This is a genomic window from Pseudomonas sp. EYE_354 (genome assembly GCF_023148575.1).
Classification (GTDB): Bacteria; Pseudomonadota; Gammaproteobacteria; order Pseudomonadales; family Pseudomonadaceae; genus Aquipseudomonas.
Window position 1 is genome coordinate 243144 of the sequence record NZ_JAHXNQ010000002.1, and the last position, 22701, is coordinate 265844.

The 22701-nt window shown below is 61.0% G+C and carries 18 protein-coding genes; 8 read left to right on the forward strand and 10 right to left on the reverse strand.

Annotated features, from left to right (window positions below; genetic code table 11):
- Positions 1–55 precede the first annotated feature (55 nt).
- Genes KZX66_RS03855 through KZX66_RS03865 form a run of 3 tightly spaced genes read right to left on the reverse strand, consistent with a single transcriptional unit; the run spans position 56 to position 3302 of the window.
- Positions 56–1300 (reverse strand): lipoprotein-releasing ABC transporter permease subunit, encoded by a 1245-nt coding sequence (locus KZX66_RS03855; RefSeq protein WP_248076593.1) that lies wholly within the window; start codon positions 1298–1300, stop codon positions 56–58.
- Positions 1301–1360: 60 nt separating this feature from the next.
- Complete coding sequence (lolD, locus tag KZX66_RS03860) at positions 1361–2044, reverse strand: lipoprotein-releasing ABC transporter ATP-binding protein LolD (RefSeq protein ID WP_017477213.1); 684 nt, start codon at positions 2042–2044, stop codon at positions 1361–1363.
- A gap of 7 nt (positions 2045–2051) precedes the next feature.
- The gene (locus KZX66_RS03865) at positions 2052–3302 is read right to left on the reverse strand and encodes a lipoprotein-releasing ABC transporter permease subunit (RefSeq protein WP_248076595.1); all 1251 of its coding nucleotides are present in this window, start codon (positions 3300–3302) and stop codon (positions 2052–2054) included.
- Positions 3303–3396: 94 nt separating this feature from the next.
- Between KZX66_RS03865 and KZX66_RS03870 the strand changes: the two genes are divergently transcribed.
- Together KZX66_RS03870 and KZX66_RS03875 are read left to right on the forward strand one after the other, a co-directional pair.
- Positions 3397–3981 carry a PilZ domain-containing protein gene (locus KZX66_RS03870; protein WP_248076597.1) on the forward strand — a complete coding sequence of 195 codons (585 nt, stop codon included), beginning with the start codon at positions 3397–3399 and terminating at the stop codon, positions 3979–3981.
- Between the two features lie 44 nt (positions 3982–4025).
- Positions 4026–4748, forward strand: coding sequence for a glycerophosphodiester phosphodiesterase family protein (locus KZX66_RS03875; protein ID WP_248076599.1), 723 nt, complete (start codon positions 4026–4028; stop codon positions 4746–4748).
- Between the two features lie 42 nt (positions 4749–4790).
- Here the strand turns inward: KZX66_RS03875 and sthA are convergent, their stop codons facing one another.
- Positions 4791–6185, reverse strand: a complete 1395-nt coding sequence (gene sthA, locus KZX66_RS03880) for a Si-specific NAD(P)(+) transhydrogenase (protein ID WP_003172584.1) — start codon at positions 6183–6185, stop codon at positions 4791–4793.
- Positions 6186–6399: 214 nt separating this feature from the next.
- Here sthA and KZX66_RS03885 point away from each other — a divergent pair, with 214 nt between their 5' ends.
- Positions 6400–6933 carry a chalcone isomerase family protein gene (locus KZX66_RS03885; protein ID WP_248076601.1) on the forward strand — a complete coding sequence of 178 codons (534 nt, stop codon included), beginning with the start codon at positions 6400–6402 and terminating at the stop codon, positions 6931–6933.
- Positions 6934–7056: 123 nt separating this feature from the next.
- Here KZX66_RS03885 and KZX66_RS03890 read toward each other — a convergent pair whose 3' ends face one another.
- The gene (locus KZX66_RS03890) at positions 7057–8520 is read right to left on the reverse strand and encodes a glyceraldehyde-3-phosphate dehydrogenase (protein ID WP_248076603.1); all 1464 of its coding nucleotides are present in this window, start codon (positions 8518–8520) and stop codon (positions 7057–7059) included.
- A 340-nt stretch (positions 8521–8860) separates the two neighbouring features.
- On the opposite strand from KZX66_RS03890, the gene mfd reads away from it, so the two are divergent.
- Genes mfd through KZX66_RS03905 form a run of 3 tightly spaced genes read left to right on the forward strand, consistent with a single transcriptional unit; the run spans position 8861 to position 15588 of the window.
- On the forward strand, positions 8861–12310 hold the full coding sequence (gene mfd / locus KZX66_RS03895; RefSeq protein WP_248076605.1) for a transcription-repair coupling factor: 3450 nt from the start codon (positions 8861–8863) through the stop codon (positions 12308–12310).
- Positions 12311–12321: 11 nt separating this feature from the next.
- Positions 12322–12888, forward strand: a complete 567-nt coding sequence (locus tag KZX66_RS03900) for a CsiV family protein (RefSeq protein ID WP_248076607.1) — start codon at positions 12322–12324, stop codon at positions 12886–12888.
- 9 nt (positions 12889–12897) lie between these two features.
- The gene (locus KZX66_RS03905; protein ID WP_248076609.1) at positions 12898–15588 is read left to right on the forward strand and encodes a DEAD/DEAH box helicase; all 2691 of its coding nucleotides are present in this window, start codon (positions 12898–12900) and stop codon (positions 15586–15588) included.
- Between the two features lie 95 nt (positions 15589–15683).
- Here the strand turns inward: KZX66_RS03905 and nagZ are convergent, their stop codons facing one another.
- Both nagZ and KZX66_RS03915 read right to left on the reverse strand, forming a co-directional pair.
- Positions 15684–16694 (reverse strand): beta-N-acetylhexosaminidase, encoded by a 1011-nt coding sequence (gene nagZ, locus KZX66_RS03910; protein ID WP_248076611.1) that lies wholly within the window; start codon positions 16692–16694, stop codon positions 15684–15686.
- A gap of 143 nt (positions 16695–16837) precedes the next feature.
- Positions 16838–17545 carry a TetR/AcrR family transcriptional regulator gene (locus tag KZX66_RS03915; RefSeq protein ID WP_248076613.1) on the reverse strand — a complete coding sequence of 236 codons (708 nt, stop codon included), beginning with the start codon at positions 17543–17545 and terminating at the stop codon, positions 16838–16840.
- A 263-nt stretch (positions 17546–17808) separates the two neighbouring features.
- On the opposite strand from KZX66_RS03915, the gene lexA reads away from it, so the two are divergent.
- Both lexA and sulA read left to right on the forward strand, forming a co-directional pair.
- Entirely contained in the window at positions 17809–18417 is a 609-nt protein-coding gene (lexA, locus tag KZX66_RS03920) for a transcriptional repressor LexA (protein ID WP_003172575.1), read from the forward strand.
- Between the two features lie 10 nt (positions 18418–18427).
- Positions 18428–18901 carry an SOS-induced cell division inhibitor SulA gene (gene sulA, locus KZX66_RS03925; RefSeq protein WP_248076616.1) on the forward strand — a complete coding sequence of 158 codons (474 nt, stop codon included), beginning with the start codon at positions 18428–18430 and terminating at the stop codon, positions 18899–18901.
- A gap of 103 nt (positions 18902–19004) precedes the next feature.
- On the opposite strand, the gene KZX66_RS03930 is transcribed toward sulA, so the two are convergent.
- From KZX66_RS03930 to topA, 3 genes are all read right to left on the reverse strand, one after another.
- Positions 19005–19238 carry a hypothetical protein gene (locus KZX66_RS03930; RefSeq protein WP_010212068.1) on the reverse strand — a complete coding sequence of 78 codons (234 nt, stop codon included), beginning with the start codon at positions 19236–19238 and terminating at the stop codon, positions 19005–19007.
- A 118-nt stretch (positions 19239–19356) separates the two neighbouring features.
- On the reverse strand, positions 19357–19878 hold the full coding sequence (locus KZX66_RS03935; RefSeq protein ID WP_248076619.1) for a DUF6586 family protein: 522 nt from the start codon (positions 19876–19878) through the stop codon (positions 19357–19359).
- A gap of 127 nt (positions 19879–20005) precedes the next feature.
- On the reverse strand, positions 20006–22627 hold the full coding sequence (gene topA / locus KZX66_RS03940) for a type I DNA topoisomerase (protein ID WP_248076621.1): 2622 nt from the start codon (positions 22625–22627) through the stop codon (positions 20006–20008).
- Positions 22628–22701: the final 74 nt, after the last annotated feature.

A 22701-nucleotide genomic window follows, 5' to 3' on the forward strand; every position in this document is an offset into this window, starting at 1 on the left:
AGCAGGCTGGCCCGGCCCTATCGGGGGGGCAAGCCCCCGATATCGATCTAAAACCTTACGAATATCTCAGCGCGTGCGCCGGCTCGATCTTCGCCGCCCGATACGCCGGGTAAAGCGTGGCCAGAAAGCTCAACACGAACCCGGCCGTGCAAATCAGCACCACATCGCCGCCTTGCAGCTCCGAAGGCAGGTTGCTGACGAAGTACACATCCGAACTGAAGATATGTTGCCCGCTGACCCGCTCGAACCAGCCCACCAGTTCACTCACGTTCAGCGCCGCAATCACCCCGAGCACACCACCGATCAGGGTGCCGACGATACCGATCACCGTACCCTGCACCATGAAGATCGCCATGATCTGCCGTGGCGTGGCACCGATGGTGCGCAGGATCGCGATGTCGGCGCCCTTGTCGTTCACCACCATGATCAGCGTGGCAATGATGTTGAACGCGGCCACGGCGACGATCATCAGCAGCAACAGGCCGATCATGGTCTTTTCCATTTTCATCGCGCTGAACAGGCTGCCCTGGGTGTGGGTCCAGTCATCGGCCTTGTAAGCCGCGCCCAGGCCAGTAGCGATAGCCGCCGAGACGCTTGGCGCCGCATACAGATCCTTCACCGCCAGGCGCACACTCTGCACCTGGTTGGGCTGCCAATGCTGAATTTCTGCGGCATCGGCCATGTGGATCAACGCCATGGAGCCATCGAGCTCGGCGCCGACCTTGAAGATCCCGACCACGTTCAACCGCTGCATGCGCGGGGTGATGCCACCCGGTGCACTGCTGATTTCCGGCACGATCAGGGTCAGTTTGTCGCCCACGTTCAAGCGAAACCGCCGCGCGGTGATTTCACCGACCACCACGCCGAACTCGCCGGGTTTGAGGTCTTCCAGTTTGCCGCGCACGATGTGCTGGGCCACGATCGACACCTTGCCTTCCTGGGCCGGGTCGATGCCGCTGATTTCAATAGGTTGCATCGCCCCCTTGTAGGAGAACATGCCGTCCATTTGGGTGAACGGGACGGCGGCGGTCACTTGCGGGTTCTTCATCGCGGCGGCAGCCACCGGCTGCCAGTCATCGATCGGCTTAACGCCGACGATGGTCGCGTGGGGCACCATGCCGAGAATGCGCGAGCTCATCTCGCGCTGGAAGCCGTTCATCACCGACAGCACCACGATCATCGCCAGCACGCCCAGGGCGAGGCCGATCATTGAGGTCATCGAGATAAACGAAACAAAACGGTTGCGGCGCTTGGCGCGGGTATAGCGCGTGCCGATGAAAATCGATAACGGTCTGAACATTCGCGTGCACCGCCTGAAAAATTGAAAAAGCCCGACGCCAGGCGCCGGGCTTGAAACGGGTCAGATGGCGACCAGATGACCTTCCTGCAAGTGCAGCACGCGGTCCATCTGCCGGGCCATGCTCATGTCATGGGTCACCACCAGGAACGCGGTGCGCATCTGGGTGCTCAGTTCCAGCATCAAATCCTTGATGCCCTGGGCTGTGTGCGAATCGAGGTTGCCGGTCGGCTCATCGAGCATCACCAGGCCAGGGTTGTTCACCAGGGCGCGGGCGATCGCCACGCGCTGGCGTTCACCACCGGACAGTTCGGCCGGTTTGTGTTCCAGACGATGGCCCAGGCCGACGCGCTCGAGCAACGCCTTGGCACGCTGGCGCGCCTCCGGAATCGCGGTCTTGCCGATCAACAACGGCATACATACGTTTTCCAGCGCGGTGAATTCCGGCAGCAGATGGTGAAACTGGTACACGAAGCCCAACGAGCGGTTCCGCAACTGGCCACGGGCCTTTTCGCCCAGAGCCGAGAGTTCTTCGCCCGCCAGCCACACGCTGCCCTGGGACGGCGTATCGAGGCCGCCCAGCAGGTTCAACAAGGTACTTTTGCCGGAACCGGAACTGCCGACGATCGCCACGCGCTCGCCGGGGTGCAATTCCAGCTGAAGGTTTGACAACACCACCACCGACTCCGGACCTTCCTCGTAGGATTTGCCCAGGTTGCGGCAGCTCAGGATTGCTTTTTCACTCATGCCCGATTCACTCATAACGTAAGGCCTGTGCTGGCTGGGTACGTGCCGCGCGCCAGGCTGGATACAGGGTGGCAAGGAAACTCAGGAGCAACGCAGCGCCGCCCACCATCAACACGTCCTGGGCCTGAACCTGGGACGGCAAGTAGTCGATGAAGTAGACGTCGGCGTTGAGAAACTTGTGGCCGATCACCTTTTCGAGCAGGGCGATGGCGGCGCTGACGTTCAGCGCGGCCAGAATGCCCACGGCGGTGCCGATCAAGGTGCCGACCACGCCGATCACCGTGCCCTGCACCATAAAGATCGCCATGATCTGGCCCGGCGTGGCGCCCAGGGTGCGCAGGATGGCGATGTCGCCTTTCTTGTCATTCACCACCATTACCAACGTGGAGATGATGTTGAACGCGGCCACCGCAACGATCAGCAGCAACAGCAGGCCGATCATGGCTTTTTCCATGCGGATGGCCTGGTACAGGTTGCCGTGGGTGCGGGTCCAGTCGCGGGCGTAGTACTGGCTCTCGCCCAACTGCTGAGCGATCTCCCAGGCGCCGCGCGGGGCGTCGAACAGGTCGTTGAACTTCAGCCGCAGGCCCTGCACCTGGTCCGGCTGCCAGCGGTGCAGGCGGGCCAGGTCGGTGAGGTTGGTCAAGCCCAGGTAGCCGTCGATCTCGCCGGCGCCGACGTGGAAGGTGCCGACCACGGTAAAGCGCTTCATGCGCGGGAACATGCCGGCCGGGGTCACGGTGACTTCCGGTGCGACGAAGGTGAGCTTGTCGCCCAGGCCCACACCGAGCTTGGCTGCGGCCTTGTCGCCGATCACGATGCCAAAGTCGCCGGGCGCCAGGTCGTCGAGTTTGCCCTGCAGCATGAACTTGTCGATGATCGACACCTTGCGTTCCTGGGCCGGGTCGATGGCATTGAGCAGGATTTTCTGCACCTTGCCGTCATGGGTCAGCAGCCCCTGCATCTGGGTAAACGGCGCAACGGCCAGCACCTTGGGGTTCTGCCTGACCTTGTCGGCCAGGCTTTGCCAGTCACTGATCGGCGCGTCGCCCTCGATGGTCGCGTGGGGCACCATGCCCAGCACGCGGGTGCGCATCTCATGATCGAAGCCGTTCATCACCGAGAGCACCACAATCATCACGACCACGCCCAAGGCGAGCCCGATCATCGAGGTCAAGGAAATGAACGACACAAAATGATTGCGACGCTTTGCACGGGTATAACGCGTGCCGATAAATACGAAGAGAGGTCTGAACATGTCGGGGCTTGTTCGGAGGAAAAGAAGACGTCCCGGTGGCGGGGTCTGGTAAGCAGCTTTACACTCAGACCATTACCGTTACCTGGGGTTCGCCATGTCGACATTAGATGAAGAAGAGCGCCGCGAATACTACCGTATCGACGACATGATCGCACTCCAAATCAAAAGCCTGTCTGCCCCCGAAGCAGCGAGCAAAGAAGTGTTGCTGGATGATTCGCCGCTGTTCAACCTGCTCAGCGAACTGCACCTCAGCGAATTCGAAGCCCAGCACCTGCTGCGCCAGCTCAGCGAGAAGGATCGCACCCTTGCGGCGTTCCTGCGCGTACAGAACAAACGCCTGGATTTGCTCAGCCAGATCATGGCCCGGGGCCTGCTGGACGAAGTCGGCGCCCCGCAGCCAGTGATCATTTCCGAGGGCGGTATCGACTTCCAACACCCCGCCCCACTGGCCACCGGCGCGCACCTGGCCGTCAAACTGGTATTGATGCCCCAGGCGCTCGGCCTGTTACTGCGCGCACGGGTGACCCATTGCGACCCCAAGGGCAGCGGGTTTGAGATCGGCACCGAGTTCGAAGCCATGACCGATGCCCAGCGCCAGTTGCTGGCGCGCTACATCCTGCAAAAACAAGCCCAGGAACGGCGCCTGGCGCGGGAACAGAGCGACGCCCAAGACATCTGATTTTGTATTCATCCCGCCGGACACCCTGGCGCATAGGAGCAACTGTGACCCTGATTTATGGCCACCGCGGTGCCAAAGGCGAAGCACCGGAAAACACCCTGACCAGCTTTCAGGAATGCCTCAAGCACGGTGTACGCCGCTGCGAATTGGATTTGCACCTGTCCATGGACGGCGAACTGATGGTCATCCATGACCCGACCCTCAAACGCACCACCGACCGACGCGGCAAAGTCGTCGAGTATTCGGCGGCCGACCTTATGAAGATGGACGCCCGTAAAGGCGGCCCGGGCTGGATCAAGCCGTGCCCGATCCCACGCCTGGAAGCACTGTTCGAGCAGTGCGATTTCGATCACTGGCAACTGGAAGTCAAAAGTGCGTCGCGCACCCGCGCAGCGACCACCGTGCTGGCAATCCGCGAGATGGCGGTACGGTTTGGCCTGATGGACAAGGTCACCGTGACTTCAAGCTCGCGCGAGGTGTTGAAAGCGGCCGTTGAGCTTACCCCGGACCTGTCACGCGGCCTCGTCGCCGAATACGCCTGGCTCGACCCGTTGAAGGTCGCGCAGAACTATGGCTGTGAGTACCTGGCGCTGAACTGGACGTTGTGCACCCCTGAGCGCCTGGAAAAGGCCCAGCGTCAGGGCTTGCACGTGTCCGTGTGGACGGTCAACGAACCTGCGCTGATGCGCAGGCTCGCCGACTTCGGCGTAGATAGCCTGATTACAGACTTTCCCGGTTTGGCCACTGCCACCCTCGAGAATTACTGAAATCGGTCTCCCCGGCCGGCTCAGGCCACCGGCCGGAGCCGCTCAAAAAAGCCGGTTGAGGCCGTCGTAGGCCGCTACCCGATAGGCTTCCGCCATGGTCGGGTAGTTGAACGTGGTGTTCACAAAATACTTGAGGGTATTTTGCTCACCCGGCTGGTTCATGATCGCCTGGCCGATGTGCACGATCTCCGACGCCTGGTAGCCGAAGCAATGCACGCCGAGGACTTCCAGGGTTTCGCGATGGAACAGGATCTTCAGCATGCCTTGCGGCTCACCGGCGATCTGCGCGCGCGCCATGCTCTTAAAGAACGCCTTGCCCACTTCGTAAGGCACCTTGGCCTTGGTCAGTTCGTGTTCGTTCTTACCGATCGAGCTGATCTCGGGAATCGTGTAGATCCCGGTCGGCACGTCGTTCACGTAGCGCCAGCTGCCGTTGTCGACGATGCTGCCGGCGGCCGAGCGCCCCTGGTCGTGGGCGGCACTGGCCAGGCTTGGCCAGCCGATCACATCACCGGCACCGTAGATGTTCGGTACGCAGGTGCGGTAGTTTTCGTCCACTTCGATCTGGCCACGGCTGTTGACCTTGACCCCGATGTTTTCCATGCCCAGCTTGTCGGTGTTGCCGGTACGGCCATTGCACCACAGCAAGGCGTCGGCCTTGATCTTCTTGCCGGACTTGAGGTGCAGGATCACCCCGTTGTCCAGGCCTTCGACCCGCTCGTACTCTTCGTTATGGCGCACGGTGATGTTGTTGTTGCTGAAGTGGTAGCTCAGCGCCTGGGAGATCTCCGAGTCGAGGAAGCTCAGCAACTGGTCGCGGTTGTCCACCAGCTCCACCAGCACCCCCAGGCCGCTGAAGATCGAGGCGTATTCACAGCCGATCACGCCGGCGCCGTAGATGATCAGTTTGCGCGGGGTGTGGCCCAGGCTCAGGATGGTGTCGCTATCATAGATACGCGGGTGGTGGAAATCGATGTCCGCCGGACGATACGGGCGCGAACCGGTGGCGATGATGATGTGCTTGGCCACCAGCTTCTCGACCACGCCGTTGGAGCACACCACTTCAATGGTTTGCTCGTCTGCAAAGCTGCCGGTACCGAAGAACAGATCGACGCGGTTACGCGCGTAATAACCGGTGCGCGACGCCACTTGCTTGGCAATGACTTTCTCGGCGCTCTTGAGCACATCCGGGAACGAGAACCAGCGCGGCTCACCAATGGCCCGGAACATCGGGTTGGTATTGAACTGCATGATCTGGCGGACCGAGTGACGCAGGGCCTTGGACGGGATGGTACCCAGGTGGGTGCAGTTACCGCCGACCTGGCGACGGCTATCGACCATCGCCACCTTGCGCCCCGCTTTGGCGGCGTTCATTGCCGCACCTTCTCCAGCCGGGCCGGAACCCAGTACCACCACGTCGTAGTTGTAGACAGCCATGCGTACTCCTCAGAACAGGCCAGGCGTACGGTTGGACGCCTGGCTAAATCATGCCGCGGCCAGCGGTCATGAAGGACAATTTGGCTCAAGTGTGTGAACCGGGGCACAGTCTATATAAGGCTCAACGCCGCGCACATTAACCCTTGGTCGCGTCGTAGGCCAGTCCTGCCATACTACATGACGCAAATCAGCACCGATTTCAGGACGAGCCATTATGCGACAACTCTTTGTGTGTTTAATGCTGATGCTATCGATCACAGCCCAGGCCAATGAGGCCGACCGACTCAAACAGGCTGATTTCCCGGCGCGTTTCGAGAGCCTGGCCCTGAAAAACCAGGCGGTGCTCAACTATCTGTGGGCCGATGTTTATGCGGCCGGTCTGTATGCCCCTCAAGAGGCAAGCGCCAGGCAGGCCTGGGCACAACAACAGGACCTGCGCCTGGTGCTGTACTACTTTCGCGACATCGACCGCAAGGATGTGATCAAGGCCGCCACGGTTACACTGGAGCGCCAGCAAGCCAGCGCCCGGTTGAAGCCCGAACTGGATCAACTGCATGCACGCTTTCGCAATATCCGCAGCGGTGATCGCTATGCCCTGGATTTTCGCCCGGGACGCGGCTTGAACCTGGAGATCAATGGGCAAGTGGTGTTCAGCAGCCCCGATGTGGAGCTGGCGAAGGCCTACATGGGGATCTGGCTGGCGCCCAAGGGGCTGTCGGACAGCTTGCGTGGGCAGTTGCTCAATTGATGCGTCGGCTGAACTACCGCTAACGGGGGGCAAGCTCCCTCCCCCATTTGAATATATTCACCACAAACCCCAGCCATGAAAAAGCCCCGAACCAGTCGGGGCTTTTTCATTCAACACTCAGGCTTAGCGCGGGAACGCAGGCGGGTTGACCCCGGCCATGTCTTCCATCACGCGGACCACCTGGCAGCTGTAGCCGAACTCGTTGTCGTACCACACGTACAGCACAACGCGGTTGTCCTGGGTGATGGTCGCTTCGGCGTCCACCACACCGGCGTGGCGCGAACCGACGAAGTCGGTGGACACCACTTCCTGGGAATTGACGAAGTCGATTTGCTTATGCAGATCGGAGTGCAGCGCCATGTAGCGCAGGTACTCGTTCATCTCTTCACGGGTCGCGGCTTTCTCAAGGTTCAGGTTGAGGATGGCCATCGACACGTTCGGCGTCGGTACACGGATCGCGTTACCGGTCAGCTTGCCGGCCAGCTCAGGCAAAGCCTTGGCGGCAGCGGTGGCGGCACCGGTCTCGGTGATCACCATGTTCAACGCGGCACTACGGCCACGGCGATCGCCCTTGTGGAAGTTGTCGATCAGGTTCTGGTCGTTGGTATACGAGTGAACGGTTTCAACATGGCCGTTGACGATGCCGAACTTGTCATTGACTGCCTTGAGCACCGGCACGATGGCGTTGGTAGTGCAGGAAGCGGCAGACACGATCTTGTCGTCAGCGGTGATTTCACCGTGGTTGATACCGTGCACGATGTTCTTGAGCTTGCCTTTGCCAGGCGCGGTCAGCACAACGCGGTCGATACCTGGGCACGCCAGGTGCTGCCCCAGGCCTTCGGCGTCACGCCATACACCGGTGTTATCCACCAGCAACGCGTCTTTGATGCCGTACTGGGTGTAATCCACCTCGGTCGGGTTCTTCGCGTAGATCACCTGGATCAGGTTACCGTTGGCGGTGATGGTGTTGTTTTCTTCGTCGATGGTGATGGTGCCATTGAACGAACCGTGTACCGAGTCACGGCGCAACAGGCTGGCGCGCTTGGTCAGGTCATTCTCGGCGCCTTTGCGCACGACGATGGCGCGCAGGCGCAGGCCGTCGCCACCACCGGTTTTTTCGATCAGGATGCGCGCCAGCAGGCGGCCGATACGACCGAAGCCGTACAGCACAACGTCGGTGCCTTTGCGGGCAGCGGCGCTTTGCTGGCCAACCACATCGGCCATCTCTTCACGCACGAACTGCTCGGCGCTACGGCCGGCGCCTTCCTTGCGGAACTTATAGGCCAACTTGCCCAGGTCTACCGAAGCCGCGCCGAGCTTGAGCTCGCTCATGGCCTTGAGCAGCGGGAATGTTTCGTGGACGGAGAGTTCGCTGTCGTCGGCGGAGCGATGGCGCGCAAAGCGGTGCGCCTTGAGAATCGCGATGACAGACTGGTTGATCAGGCTGCGGCCATAGATCGAGCTCACCACATTATTATTGCGGTACAGCTGACCGATAAGCGGGATCATCGCTTCTGCGAGTGCTTCACGGTCGATCCATTCACCAAGACACTGGTCGGGCTTCTGAGTCACGGGAACCTTCCACATGTAGGGGCTGAAAAAAGGGGCTACATTATGCCGCCCGACTGCCCTCGTCGCAATGCGCGCCAGACAACAAAAAGCCCTCGCTGAAAAATAGCGCCCCGCTGCAGCCCAGTAAATACGCGGGTTCCAGAAGGCCACTAGTTGGGCGAACGGGCCGACTTGTCTGTAACACTCCAAAACATTCGCACTTTTTGGCACTACATATTGAGCCAAACCACGCCATTGTTTGTCTTAGCCACTACATTTCCTGCAAACCGTAATAGGCACAGTCAGCAACTGACAGGCGGCACCTTGCCCCGTTACAATTACCGACTTTGTCGCAACGCTTGGAGCTCAACCTTCCGTGCCCGTTCTGCGTCTACCGCTACTCCCTGCCGCGGCAGGTAAACAGCACTGGGGCAACCTGCCCGGTGCCGCCCTGAGCCTGGCCATCGCCGAGGCTGCCAGCGCAGCCAAGCGCTTTACCCTGCTGCTCACCGCCGACAGCCAAAGCGCCGAACGGTTGGAGCAGGAGCTGAGCTTCTTCGCCCCCGATTTGCCGGTGCTGCATTTTCCCGACTGGGAAACCCTGCCCTACGACCTGTTCTCGCCGCACCAGGACATCATTTCCCAGCGCATCGCCAGCTTGTACCGCTTGCCGGAACTGGCCCACGGCGTGCTGGTGGTGCCGATCACCACGGCCCTGCATCGCCTGGCGCCGACCAAGTTCCTGCTGGGCAGCAGCCTGGTGCTGGATATCGGCCAGAAGCTCGATGTGGAGCAGATGCGCACGCGCCTGGAAGCCAGCGGCTACCGCTGCGTCGACACGGTGTACGAGCACGGTGAGTTCGCAGTACGCGGCGCGCTGATCGACCTGTTCCCGATGGGCAGCAAATTGCCGTATCGCATCGACCTGTTCGATGACGAAATCGAGACGCTGCGCACCTTCGACCCGGAAAACCAGCGCTCCATCGACAAGGTGGAATCGATCAAGCTGCTGCCGGCACGGGAATTCCCGTTGCAAAAAGACGCGGTCACCCGCTTCAAGGCGCGCTTTCGTGAGCGCTTCGACGTCGACTTCCGCCGCTGCCCGATCTTCCAGGACCTGAGCAGCGGGATTACCCCCGCCGGTATCGAGTACTACCTGCCACTGTTTTTCGACGAGACGTCGACCCTGTTCGATTACCTGCCTCAGGACACCCAAGTGTTCTCGTTGCCGGGTATCGAGCAGGCGGCAGAGAACTTCTGGAATGACGTGCGTAACCGTTACGAAGAGCGCCGTGTCGATCCATCCCGTCCTTTATTGCCGCCGGCGGAATTGTTCCTGCCGGTAGAGGACTGCTTCGCGCGGCTCAAAAGCTGGCCGCGTGTGGTCGCCAGCCAACAGGACGTGGACGCCGGCAGCGGCCGTGAACGCTTCCCCGCCGGGAGCCTCCCGGACTTGGCAATCCAGGCCAAAGCCACGCAACCCCTGGAAGCGCTGTCCAACTTCCTCGGCGACTTCCCCGGCCGCGTGCTGTTTACCGCCGAATCCGCCGGGCGCCGTGAAGTACTGCTGGAATTGCTGGAACGCCTGAAGCTGCGACCGAAAACCGTCGACAGCTGGCCGGACTTCGTTGCGAGCAAGCATCGTCTGGCCATCACTATTGCGCCACTGGACGAAGGCCTGCTGCTGGATGACCCGTCCCTGGCGCTGATTGCCGAGAGCCCGCTGTTCGGCCAACGCGTGATGCAACGCCGTCGTCGCGAAAAACGCGCCGACGCCAACAACGACGCCGTCATCAAGAACCTCACCGAACTGCGTGAAGGCGCGCCGGTGGTGCATATCGACCACGGTGTGGGCCGCTACCTCGGTCTGCAGACGCTGGAGATCGATAATCAGGCGGCCGAATTCCTCACCATGGAATACGCCGAGGGCGCCAAGCTCTACGTGCCGGTGGCCAACCTGCACCTGATCGCCCGCTACACCGGCAGTGACGACGCCCTGGCCCCTTTGCATCGTCTGGGCTCCGAGACCTGGCAAAAAGCCAAGCGCAAGGCCGCCGAACAGGTGCGCGACGTCGCCGCCGAGTTGCTCGACATCTATGCGCGCCGCGCTGCCCGCGAAGGGTATGCCTTCGCCGACCCGAAAGCCGACTACGCAACCTTCAGCGCCGGCTTCGCCTTCGAAGAAACCCCGGATCAGCAAACCACCATCGAAGCCGTGCGCGCCGACATGCTCGCGCCCAAGCCGATGGACCGCCTGGTGTGCGGCGACGTGGGCTTCGGCAAGACCGAAGTGGCCATGCGGGCGGCGTTCATTGCCGTGCACGGCGGACGCCAAGTGGCCATTTTGGTGCCCACCACCCTGCTCGCCCAGCAGCACTACAACAGCTTCCGCGACCGCTTTGCCGATTGGCCGGTGACCGTGGAAGTGATGAGCCGTTTCAAATCCGCCAAGGAAGTGAATGCGGCCATCGCCGATTTGGCCGAAGGCAAGATCGACATCGTCATCGGCACCCACAAGCTGTTGTCGGACGATGTGAAGATCAAGAACCTGGGCCTGGTGATCATCGACGAAGAACACCGCTTTGGCGTGCGCCAGAAGGAACAGCTCAAGGCCCTGCGCAGCGAAGTCGATATTCTGACGCTCACGGCGACACCCATCCCACGCACGCTGAACATGGCGGTGTCGGGCATGCGCGACCTGTCGATCATCGCCACGCCGCCCGCGCGACGCCTGTCGGTGCGCACGTTCGTCATGGAGCAAAACAAAAGCACGGTCAAAGAGGCGCTGCTGCGTGAGTTGCTGCGTGGCGGCCAGGTGTATTACCTGCACAACGACGTAAAGACCATCGAAAAATGCGCCGCCGACCTCGCCGAACTGGTGCCGGAAGCACGCATCGGCATCGGCCACGGGCAGATGCGCGAGCGCGAACTCGAACAGGTCATGAGCGACTTCTACCACAAGCGCTTCAACGTGCTGATCGCCTCGACCATCATCGAGACCGGCATCGACGTACCGAGCGCCAACACCATCATCATTGAGCGCGCCGACAAGTTCGGCCTGGCCCAGTTGCACCAGTTGCGCGGCCGAGTGGGTCGCAGTCACCACCAGGCCTATGCCTATTTGCTGACGCCGCCACGCCAGCAGATCACCTCGGATGCGGAAAAGCGCCTGGAGGCCATCGCCAATACCCAGGACCTGGGCGCCGGTTTTGTGCTGGCCACCAACGACCTGGAAATCCGTGGCGCCGGCGAACTGCTGGGCGACGGCCAGAGCGGGCAGATCCAGGCCGTGGGCTTCACGCTGTATATGGAGATGCTCGAGCGCGCGGTCAAAGCCATTCGCAAGGGCGAACAGCCGAACCTCGACCAACCCCTGGGCGGCGGGCCGGAGATCAACCTGCGCCTGCCGGCGCTGATTCCCGAAGACTACCTTCCCGATGTGCACGCACGGCTGATCCTGTACAAGCGCATCGCCTCGGCCACCGACGAAGAAGGCCTCAAGGACTTGCAGGTGGAGATGATCGACCGCTTCGGCCTGTTACCGGAGCCGACCAAGAACCTGGTGCGCCTCACCCTGCTTAAATTGCAGGCCGAGCAACTGGGTATCAAGAAGGTCGACGCCGGGCCGCAGGGTGGGCGAATCGAGTTCGAAGCGCAGACGCCGGTAGACCCGTTGGTGCTGATCAAGCTGATCCAGGGCCAGCCCAACCGCTATAAGTTCGAAGGGGCTACGCTGTTCAAGTTCATGGTGCCGATGGAGCGTGCCGAAGAACGTTTTAATACCTTGGAGGCGCTGTTCGAGCGCCTCATCCCGAAATCTGTTTGAAGGACGCCTCAATGCGCCTGTTCCGCATGCTGAGCCTGTTGTTGGTGGTCGTGGCACCCTCGGCATTCGCCGACAGCCCGTACCAGGTAGAAATGATCCTGGTCCGCCAGAATGCGGAGCCGGTGATCAATAGCCGCGCCGCGCCGGAAGACTGGGATGCCGGCGCCGTACGCCTGGGCGACAAAATGAGCCCGCCTCGCTTGAACAACATCGTCGACAAACTCAACGCCGATAACAGCTACACCGTGCTGGCGCACAAAGCCTGGGAGCAGAACCTTGGCGAGCAGCCGGTCAAGATCGCGATCACTGATGGCCAGGAGCAGTTCGGCCAATTCCCGATCCAGGGCACGCTGAGCCTGCAACTGGGGCGTTTCACCGATATCGACGCGCAGTTCTGGATCAACCGGTTCGACAGCAACGGCAGCGTGATCGCCAGCGAACACCTGAACCAGACCGACGTGCGCACCAAGAACAACCAGCTCAACTACCTGGACGGCGGCCACCTGGCGTTGCTGATCAAGATCACCTCGCTGACCGCCAAGCCACCCAGCGCACCACCGCCCGACCTCCAGGACTGATTCAGTGCCATGCCCCTGACGTCGTCGCTGACCAAGCCCCTGGCCCCTTCGTGGGCCAATCGCTTCAAAGAGCAAAGCCTGGAGCGTGGGCGACGTTATGCCCTGGAGAATCGCGTGCGCATCGTCGAATCCGGCGACAGCACCATCATCGCCAGTTGCGAGGGCTCGGGCGGCAACGTTTACCGACAGACCATCTCACTGCGTGAATCGGCCAAGGGCACGCTGATTCTGGTCGACAGCCGCTGCACTTGCCCGGTGCGCACCAACTGCAAACACATCGCGGCGGTGCTGCTCAAGGTCCAGGAAACCCTGGCCTACCCGGCCGCCGCCCAGGATGCAGAGCTGCTGGAAAAGCTCCAGAGCGTGCTGGATAACCGCGTGGTGCTGCCGCAAGTGGTGATGGAGGACGTACGGCCGATCCCACGCCTGTGGCTGGCCAGTGTCGAATTCAGTGCGTTCGAACCGCGCAACGGCAAGATGCAGCGCTACATCCAGCACCGCGCGGCGCTGTCGTTCAACTATTTGGGCAACTATGTCAGCGGGCAGAAGAACGCCGACATTATCGTGCGCCAGGAAACCCAAAGCCTGCGCATCAAGCGTCATCCTGAACGCGAGCAACCCTATCGCGAGCACCTGCGCCTGTTGGGCTTCAAGATCGCCACGCGTCAGAGCAAAGCGCTGCCGGAAAGCGCCGGCGAACTGTTTGAGATGGTCAATGACAGCGCCTGGCTGAACTTCACCCTCAACGCCGCCCCGACGTTGCGCGCCGAGGGCTGGGAACTGCAGATCGATGAGGATTTCGGTTTCGACCTGAGCGCGGTGGATGACTGGTACGCCAGCGTCGATGAGGCGCCTGAGCGTGACTGGTTTGATCTGGAGTTGGGCATCATCGTCAACGGCGAGCGCCTGAGCCTGTTACCGATCCTGTTGAACCTGATGCGCTCCCACGTCGAGATCCTCAACCCGGAAAAACTCGCACGTCGTCGCGACGACGAACTGATCCTGGTGAACATTCCAGGCCTGCCCAATGGCCACGGCCCACTGCAGGTCGCATTGCCCTACGGTCGGCTGAAACCGGTGCTGGCAACTTTAGGCGAGTTTTACCTGCAGGAAGCCGGCACCACCACCCTGCGCCTGGCCAAAGCCGATGCGATCCGGCTCAACCCACTGGAAGACCTGCCCCTGCAATGGGAAGGCGGCGAGAAGATCCGCCATTTCGCCCAACGCCTGCGGGACATAAAGGACTTCACCTGCGTTGCTCCGGCAGGCTTGAACGCGACCTTGCGCCCCTATCAGCTGGAAGGCTTGAGCTGGATGCAGTCGCTGCGCCAACTGGACGTTGGCGGCATTCTTGCGGATGACATGGGCCTGGGCAAAACCCTACAGACCTTGGCGCATATTCTCAGCGAAAAAATCGCCGGGCGCCTGGATCGGCCCTGCATGGTGGTGATGCCCACCAGCTTGATCCCCAACTGGCTCGATGAAGCGGCGCACTTCACCCCGCAGCTCAAGGTGCTGGCGCTGTACGGCGCGGGGCGAAAGAAACATTTCGCCAACCTGCAGGATTACGACCTGCTGTTGACCACCTATGCCCTGCTGCCCAAGGACATCGAGCTGCTCGCCGCCCAACCCCTGCACGTGCTGATCCTCGATGAAGCCCAGTACATCAAGAACCCTTCCAGTAAGGCGGCCCAGGCGGCGCGCGAGCTGAATGCGCGGCAGCGCCTGTGCCTGAGCGGCACGCCGCTGGAAAACCACCTGGGCGAGCTGTGGTCGCTGTTCCACTTCCTGCTGCCAGGCTGGCTGGGCGACGTCAAAAGCTTCAACCGTGATTACCGCGTGCCCATCGAAAAACGCGCCAGTGACGTGCGATTGCAGCACCTCAACGGTCGGATCAAACCGTTCCTGCTACGCCGCACCAAAGAACAGGTGGCGACCGAACTGCCACCCAAGACCGAGATTATCCACTGGGTCGAGCTCAACGAAGCGCAGCGCGACGTGTACGAAACCATACGCCTGGCTATGGATAAAAAGGTCCGCGACGAGATTACCCGCAAAGGCGTGGCGCGCAGCCAGATCATCATTCTTGAAGCGCTGCTCAAGCTGCGCCAGGTGTGCTGCGATTTGCGCCTGGTCAATGACGCCACCCTGCCCGCCCGTGGCAGCAGCTCGGGCAAACTCGACAGCTTGCTGGAAATGCTTGAAGAGTTGTTTGCCGAAGGACGTCGAATCCTGCTGTTTTCCCAGTTCACCTCGATGCTCAGCCTGATCGAAGTCGAATTGAACAAGCGCGGCATCGCCTACGCACTGCTCACTGGCCAGACCCGGGATCGGCGCACACCGGTGAAAGCATTCCAGAGCGGCAAGTTGCAGATTTTTCTGATCAGCCTGAAGGCCGGTGGCGTAGGCCTGAACCTGACCGAAGCCGACACCGTGATCCACTACGACCCATGGTGGAACCCGGCCACGGAAAACCAGGCCACCGACCGTGCGTATCGCATCGGGCAAGAGAAACCGGTGTTCGTCTACAAGATGATTGCCAGGGGCACGGTGGAGGAAAAAATCCAGCACCTGCAGAAGGAAAAGTCCGACCTGGCGGCGGGCGTGCTGGATGGGCGGTCCACCGGGGATTGGCAATTGGGCAACGAGGATATCGAGGCGTTGTTTGCGCCGTTGCCCAATAAGCAAGAGAAGCGCTGATCGTCAGATCGTCTTGGCGAGCAAGCCTACCTGTTGAGTCGTGAAGACATTCACGTGTGGGCGCTGGCTAGCCTGCGCTGGCAGCGCCAAGGTGTTCAGCCGATCAACTGAGCATCGCGCAATGCAGTTAGCGCCGTCAGCCAGCGCGGGTCCTGCTTGTAGTCCGTGGAAGCAAGCCCCTGGCCGCGCATACGCGCAATCCGTGCCGACGGCTTGACCTTCATGCGCTGCGCCGCACTCAACGCCAGCTCGGCGGCCGCACGGTCGTTGCACACCAGGCCCATGTCACACCCGGCAGTCAGCGCCGCCTCGATACGGCTGGCCGCATCCCCGACCACATGGGCGCCGGCCATGGACAGGTCGTCACTGAAAATCACCCCGTCAAATTGCAGCTCGCCGCGCAGGATGTCCTGCAACCAGCGCCGCGAAAAGCCGGCGGGCTGGGCGTCGACCTGCGGATAGATCACATGTGCCGGCATCACCGCCGCCAGTTGCCGGCTCAGACGTGCGAACGGCACCAGATCATTGGCGCGAATCTGCTCCAGGCTGCGCTCGTCATTGGGAATCGCGACGTGGGAATCGGCCTCGGCCCAACCGTGGCCGGGAAAGTGTTTGCCGGTGGCGGCCATACCGGCACTGTTCATCCCACGGATAAAGGCACCGGCCAGCACGGCGGCGCGCTCGGGATCGCCTTCGAAGGAGCGGGTGCCGACCACGGCGCTGCGCTGGTAATCCAGGTCCAGCACAGGCGCGAAGCTCAGGTCCAGGCCCACCGCCAGCACTTCGGTGGCCATAACCCAACCGCACTGCTCGGCCAGGTATTCAGCGTTAGGGTTATCAGCCAGCGCGCGCATGGCCGGCAAGCGCACGAAGCCCTGGCGCAGGCGCTGCACACGACCGCCTTCCTGATCGACGGCCAGCAGCAGGTCCGGGCGCACCGCACGAATCGCGGCGCTCAACTCGCGCACCTGGCGTGGATGCTCGATATTGCGCGCAAAAATGATCAGGCCGCCCACTTCAGGCTGGCGCAACAAGTGACGATCCTCGGCCGTCAGCCAGGTACCGGCAACGTCGACCATCAAAGAACCTTGCAGGGCAGCAGTCATAAACCTTCCTTAAATAACGCACACAACCCGTTGCCCTCACCTGGCGTGGAGCGCAAGGCAGGTACAACGGGTTGCGAATAAATAGCTGAAATCGGCATGGCGGCTAGCTTAGCGGATGCAAACGGCCGCGCACACCCAGGTGATCAAACCTTGGCCGGCACCGGAGTGGTTTTGCTGCGTGGGCGCAACTGGGCAGCCGCCATGGTCGGGTCGGTCACACCGGTTTCGGCACGCATGCCGGCGGCGAGGAACGGCACCATCAGGCGCATCACCTGCTCAATGGAGGTGTTGACGCCGAAATCGGTCTCGGCAATCGCGCGCAGCGCCTTGATCCCGGACATGCTGAACGCCGCCGCGCCGAGCATAAAGTGCACGCGCCAAAACAGTTCGATCGGAGGAATACGCGGCGCGGCCTCGTTGACCAGCAGCATATAGCGACGGAACACCTTGCCGTACATGTCTTCCAGGTAACGACGCAGGTGACCCTGGCTCTGACTGAACGCCAGGCCCAGCAGGCGCATGAAGATCGACAAGTCGTTGCCGCTGCGTGGCTGGACCACCAAGGCTTGTTCGACGAGGATTTCCAGGAGTTCTTCCAGCGTCGGCTTGTGGTCGGCCTTGGCCTGGCGACGTTCCAGCTCGCGGTCGAGGCTGGCGCAGAACGGACCCAGGAAGCGCGAGAACACCGCCTGGATCAACGCCTTTTTCGAGCCGAAATGGTAGTTCACTGCGGCGAGATTGACCCCGGCCTTGCTGGTGATCAGCCGCAATGAAGTTTCAGCGAATCCTTTTTCCGCGAACAATTGCTCGGCAGCATCGAGAATGCGCTCAACGGTTTCCGACTGGGCCATGGGTACTCCGCCTGACAAACACTCGTTTGAAACATACGTTTCAGAGTGTGTCTTGTCAAGCCTGTGGGTTCGCTTTCCGGCCGGGCAGTCATGTATTTGAGCGCTATTTAATCACATCCTTCACCCTCTGTAGGCAGCGCTATCTCTACCCTGTAGGACCGATCACGGATGACCGTCCAGCGGCGTCGTCAAAAAGGATGATTGCCAAGCGCAGTTCACTGTATATAATCCCAGTCACTGTATAAAAAGACAGAGCGATCAACATGCTAAAACTGACGCCACGCCAAGCTGAGATTCTGGCTTTTATCAAGCGCTGCCTCGATGATAACGGCTACCCGCCGACACGAGCCGAAATTGCGCTGGAACTGGGGTTCAAGTCCCCCAACGCCGCCGAAGAACACCTCAAGGCCCTCGCTCGCAAAGGCGCGATCGAGATGACTCCCGGTGCTTCGCGGGGTATTCGCATCCCTGGCTTTGAAGCCAAGGCCGACGAATCGACACTGCCGATCATCGGTCGCGTCGCCGCCGGTGCGCCGATCCTGGCACAGCAGCACGTCGAGGAGTCCTGCAACATCAACCCGACGTTCTTCCACCCGCGCGCCGACTACCTGCTGCGGGTACACGGCATGAGCATGAAGGACGTGGGCATCTTTGACGGCGACCTGCTGGCCGTACACACCACCCGCGAAGCCCGAAATGGCCAGATCGTCGTCGCGCGGATCGGCGATGAAGTCACCGTAAAGCGTTTCAAGCGCGAAGGCAGCAAGGTCTGGCTCCTGGCCGAAAACCCTGAGTTCGCCCCGATTGAAGTGAACCTGAAAGACCAGGACCTGGTGATCGAAGGCCTGAGCGTCGGCGTCATTCGCCGCTAAAGGAGGCATCATGCAGCTCGTACACACCCCACAACACACACAACTGTCGCTGTTCGAGGCCTTTATGGCCCAACCCCTTGCGCCCATCCTCAAGGAAACGGTCGAGGCGCCCTGGAGCGCCGAACCTGAGGCGTTCAGTGAGCTGTCGTTGCGCGGTGCTGCCGGAAGCTGCCTGAGCCTGCTGGCACCGATCCTGCGCGAGTTGAGTGAGGATCAGGACGCGCGCTGGCTGACGCTCATCGCCCCGCCCGCCAGCCTGACCCAGGCCTGGCTACGGGACGCGGGCCTCAACCGTGAGCGTATCCTGCTGCTGCAACCACGCGGCGCACAAAGCGCTCAGCAGTTGACGTGTGAAGCACTTCGACTGGGCCGTAGCCATACGGTGGTGAGCTGGTTGAACCCGCTGAATGCAACGGCCAAGCAGCAACTGATCAGTGCTGCGCGCACCGGCGATGCGCAGAGCTTGAATATTCGGTTGGGGTGAAAGGCTGAAGAGGCTAGTCGCCTACGACTGAGCGGGCTTGTTTTTGTGGTGAGCGGGCTAAACACTCAGATCCGCTCACCAGGGCATATTCCATCAAAGCCCTTCAGTGAAGAACCCGCGGCCCGTCTTCTTTCTCGGGCTCGCCTTCGGCCAGGCGGCCGGCCATCTGCACGCCCACGCTCAACATGGCTTTAGCCACTTCCACGTGCTGACCTTGCAAGAACACCTTGGCATCCTCGGAAAAATCCAAAATCACCAGAGAACCCTCGTCCTCCGCCCGGCGCAGCTCGATTCGGCCGTCAGGCAACTCAACAATTTCCAGAAAGGACGTCGGCATAAAAGTCTGTTCTCCACGAAAGGCCGGGATTATATCAGTCATCCCCCCGACCTCGCTGAGGATCTGAAGAGGTTTCTTTACAGCTTGATGAACGGTTCTTTCTGCGTTCAGGCTGGCTTTAGCACTCGTTCAGGCCTTCACGAAAGCGTAAGGCCATCTTTTTCAGCTCCTGACGCCAGCCCTCCAGTTCTTCCCGACTCAAGGGCTCAGGCTCTTCCTCCTCCAACGCGACCGCCACGATCAGCGGCTGAGTCACGTCCCCCTTGGGCACATGGGGAACACGAGGCGGCTGGAACATATCGGCATGCGCTTTGAGCAAACGCGCCACCCAGCTGTCGGGGCTTTGGGCCATTTCAACCAGCTCGGCCAGTTCGGGAATGGCCATGGACTCAAGCACGTCACGGTTCATGATCATTTCCGCACGGGGCGAACCGGCCTGGGGCAAGCGGTAGAACCCGGCGATTTCATGACATAACCCGAGCAAGGCACCGTACAAGTGGAACAACGCCGCTTCACGCCCCGCCTGAACCAGCGCGATGGCATTCATCTCTTTCCCTTCCTCGGCACGGCCAAGGGCTTCCAGGGACAAACCCGCGAAGTAAATTTTCTGATTGGTACGGGTATAGAGTTCGTTGGCCATAGCGGCAATCTCCACAACGAATGAGGCGTAATGCTGGCTGAACAGTGTCACGGATCAGCCGAGCCCACTGCAAGCGCAAAAAAAGGCCGCCCATGCGGGCGGCCCTTGTACGTCGCCGGTTGGTCGATCAAGCGCCCTGGCGCTTGTCCTCGACCTTCCACTTGCCACCGTCGTAGAACGCTTTCCAGCCTGTAGGCTTACCGTCCACTTCGGTCTGCACGTACTGCTCCTTGGTTTTGCGGCTGTAGCGGATCACGGCTGGACGACCATCCGGGTCCTTCTTCGGCGCTTCACACAGGAAGTGGTATTTCGGGTCGATCTCATCCTTATGCGGCACGATCTCCAGCACCAGCGGTGCGCGGGTCTCGCGGTTTTTCGGGAACTGGCTGGCGGCCAGAAACAACCCCGAAGCACCGTCACGCAGGATGTAGGTGTCGTTGACCTTCTCGCACTTGAGCTCAGGCATCTTCACCGGGTCCATCTTCGGCGGTGCAGCGTCTCCGCTTTTGAGCAATTTGCGGGTGTTCTTGCAGGTTGGGTTGGTGCAACCGAAGAACTTGCCGAAACGGCCGGTCTTGAGCTGCATATCGCTGCCGCACTTGTCGCACTCCAGGCTCGGACCCTCGTAGCCCTTGATGCGGTAGGTGCCCTCTTCAATCTCGTAACCGTTGCAATCGGGGTTGTTACCGCAGATGTGCAACTTGTGTTTCTCGTCCAGCAGGTAGGCGTCCATCGCCGTGCTGCAGATCGGGCAGCGGTGCTTGCCACGCAGCACCAGCGACTCGGATTCACCCTCGTCATCGGCAGCGATCTCATCACCCGGCACCAGGTTGACCGTGGCCTTGCAGCGCTCTTTCGGCGGCAGGCTGTAGCCCGAGCAGCCGAGAAACACGCCGGTCGATGCGGTACGAATCTGCATCGGGCGGCCGCACGTCAGGCACGGGATGTCGGTCATTACCGGCTGGTTGGCACGCATGCCGCTCTCGGGGCTTTCGGCCACTTCGAGTTTCTTCTTAAAGTCGCCGTAGAACTCGTCGAGGACGTTTTTCCAGTCGCGCTCGCCATGAGCCACGTCATCGAGGTTCTCTTCCATCCCGGCGGTAAAGCCATAGTCCATCAGGTTGGAGAAGCTCTCGGACAGGCGTTCAGTGACGATATCGCCCATCTTTTCCGAATAGAAACGCCGGTTGTGCAGCGCCACATAGCCGCGGTCCTGGATGGTGGAGATGATCGCAGCGTAGGTCGAAGGACGACCGATACCGCGTTTTTCCATCTCCTTGACCAGGCTGGCTTCCGAATAACGCGCCGGCGGCTTGGTGAAGTGCTGGGACGGGTCGAGCTTGATCAGCTTCAACGTATCGCCCTGGGCCATGTCCGGCAACACATCATCATCGCCTGGCTTGGCGATTTGCGGCATCACGCGGGTGTAACCGTCGAACTTGAGGATACGGCCCTTGGCACGCAGCTCGAAATCGCCGGCACCCACGCTGACCGTGGTGGACAAGTATTGCGCCGGCAGCATCTGGCAGGCCAGGAACTGGCGCCAGATCAACTCGTAGAGGCGCTCAGCATCGCGCTCCATGCCACTCAGCTTGGCCGGCGTGGTGTTGGCGTCGGAAGGACGAATCGCTTCGTGAGCCTCCTGCGCGCCCTCTTTGCTGCTGTAGACGTTTGGCTTTTCCGGCAGATACTTCTTGCCGAACTCGCTTTCAATATAAGTGCGCGCCATCGCCACCGCGTCTTGCGACAGGTTGGTGGAGTCGGTACGCATATAAGTGATGTAGCCGGCTTCGTACAGACGCTGGGCCATCATCATGGTTTTCTTCACACCAAAGCCCAGGCGGTTGCTCGCGGCCTGCTGCAGGGTGGAGGTGATAAACGGCGCCGACGGCTTGCTGCTGGTCGGTTTGTCTTCACGCTTGACGATGCTGTAGCTGGACGCCTTGAGCTTTTCCAGCGCGGCCATGGCCTGGGCTTCGTTCAGCGGCTTGAACGCCTCGCCTTTCTCGCGGGCCACTTCAAAGCGCACGTTGGCGCCCTTGGCGGTACCGAGGTCGGCATGGACTTCCCAATACTCTTCAGGGTTGAACGCACGGATCTCACGCTCACGCTCCACCACCAACTTGACCGCTACCGACTGCACACGGCCGGCGGACAGGCCACGGGCGATCTTCGCCCACAGCAACGGCGAGACCATGTAACCGACCACGCGGTCGAGGAAACGACGGGCCTGCTGGGCGTTGACACGGTCGATATCCAGCTCGCCCGGCTTGGAGAAGGCTTCCTGGATGGCTTTCTTGGTGATTTCGTTGAACACCACACGCTTGTAGCGGCTGTCATCGCCGCCGATGGCTTCCCGCAGGTGCCAGGCAATGGCTTCCCCTTCGCGGTCCAAGTCCGTTGCGAGATAGATGGTGTCGGCATCTTTGGCGAGCCGGCGCAGCTCTTCGATGACCTTTTCCTTGCCCGGAAGGATTTCATACTTGGCCTTCCAGCCATGATCCGGGTCCACACCCATGCGCGAGACCAGCTGCTTGCGCGCTTTCTCTTTTGGCGTGAGTACCGGACCTTCGCCCGCAGCCGCCTTGCCGCGCTTGGCGGCAGGCTCCTTGCTGGCGCTAGCCGAACCGCTGGTGGGCAGGTCTCGGATATGGCCGATACTCGACTTCACCACGTACTCGTTGCCCAAGTACTTGTTGATGGTCTTGGCCTTAGCCGGGGATTCCACAATGACCAGCGATTTGCCCATGGATCGGAAAATTCCTGAATTCGAGAAGTGAAAGGCAGTTGGCGCCTGTCGCGGCAACGCTATATATAGTGGCA